The sequence below is a fragment of the Roseburia sp. OF03-24 genome (genome assembly GCF_003463035.1).
Lineage (GTDB): Bacteria > Bacillota > Clostridia > Lachnospirales > Lachnospiraceae > Roseburia > Roseburia rectibacter.
This window is the reverse complement of sequence record NZ_QSCK01000076.1, coordinates 1-1,606: the sequence shown is the minus strand read 5'-3', so window position 1 is coordinate 1,606 and position 1,606 is coordinate 1. Positions and strand designations below refer to the sequence as shown.

General features: G+C 42.8%; 2 protein-coding genes. Both read left to right on the top strand.

Annotation, left to right across the window (positions count from 1 at the left end):
- Positions 1-1,167 (top strand): hypothetical protein (locus tag DXA60_RS19400; protein ID WP_243006962.1); only part of this gene is annotated, 1,167 nt, incomplete at its 5' end.
- Positions 1,168-1,500, top strand: a complete 333-nt coding sequence (locus tag DXA60_RS18410; protein ID WP_117922690.1) for a hypothetical protein — start codon at positions 1,168-1,170, stop codon at positions 1,498-1,500. It abuts the gene before it with no gap.
- The last annotated feature ends 106 nt before the right edge of the window (positions 1,501-1,606 follow it).

The following is a 1,606-nucleotide window of genomic DNA, read 5'->3' as shown; positions in this document are numbered from 1 at the left end:
AAAATGTATGAACAGAAACGTTTTGCAGATGCTGCCACTTACATGGAACAGATGTTATATGCATTCCAGAAAAGTGGAAAAGTATTATCTGCCCTAAAAGAAACGAAAGAAACATTTGAACCGGGGCATATGCAGGATGTGATAGAGGAAGCAATCGGTCATCTGGAAGCAGGATGTTCCTACAGTGAAAAAGGTGTTTTAAGGGAATCCTTAGACATCGTGGAAAAAGAATATGAATGCCGCAAGATCAGAACGCTGCATGAACTTTTGATCAGTGCAGAGGAATATGGTGGAGATGCGGATGATTCCATTTCCCTGTTATTAAACGATGTGGAATTATGGAAGCGTCGTGGATATCTGCTTCAGGGAGAAAAGAAAAAAGCACATACAAACAATGTGGTATCCATTGTTGTGGCTACAGCCTTATGTGCCGGAACTTTATATGTGTTAAATGCACTTCCGGGTATCCTCAACATGGAAGCCCCTTACAATGTGCTTACAACAGGTCTGGTACAGGTCACATCTTTTGAACTTCTTTTATGGATGATCTACGTATATGCAAAATCAGAAAAGACATTGACCAGGAACTGGTTAAAAGAAGAAAGCGGCAGGGATGAAGAATACGTGCTGCGCTGCTATGAAAAAGCCATGTTGCAGCAGCATAGATTTGGCAGGAATATTGCAAGACGTGTGGTATCCGAAGAACTTTATGCGGCATTCCCAGAGTGGCTGATGCAGATGGCGTTATTAATGCAGCACAGCAATGTGCAGGTTTCAATCGCAAAATCGTTAGATGGCGCACCAAAGATCCTGGTTCCGGAAATAAATGCATTACTGCAGCGTTTGAAAGAGCAGCCGAAAGCATTGAGTTCCTACACAGATTTCTGTAAAAATTTCGATATCCCGGAAACAACCAGCTGCATGAAAATGCTGTATGCGATTTCAGAATCCGGTACCGGAGATGCAAAGGTGCAGATCCAGAACCTTTTAGTACAGGTCCAGGAAATGAGAAACCGTGCTGCAGAACGCCGGAATAAAAGTTCGGCTTTCCGGGTTAAGATGTTATATTCGTATCCGGTTTTTGGTGCATCCATAAAGTTACTTGGAGATCTGGTCGTTGGCATGATGTTTTTATTTGAAATGCTGTCAGAAGCGGGAGGAATGTAGATGAAAAATATAATCAGTGCATTTACAACGCTTTTCTTTTATCTGCTCTGTGTATTTGGTGCAGCCGCATTATTAACTGCATCAGCACAGACGGCAGCGGCAAAGGAATACAAAGCAGATGTGATAGCAGAAATTGAAAACAGTGATTTTAACAGGGAGGTGATCGCAAACTGCATCTCACAGGCACAGTCTGCGGGATATGCGCTTGCTGTAACGCCTTCTGTGAATGCGGATGGGGAGACGGTATCAGCAGATGTGATACTGTCTTATGATTATAAGATGCCGGTTTTTGGCATTGAGAAAACGCATATGACAAGGGGGATTGCAAGGTAATGGAAGAGTTTATAGAACAGCTTGGTGAAATGATCTTAGAGTCGGTTCCGGCGTTGGCAGTTCTCACGTTTATGATCAGCGTATATATGGCTGCAACAGCATTTTA

What these genes read in the sequence shown, in the direction of transcription:
- DXA60_RS18410 (WP_117922690.1), top strand. Translation starts at nt 1,168, where the DNA reads ATGAAAAATATAATCAGTGCATTTACAACGCTTTTCTTTTATCTGCTC.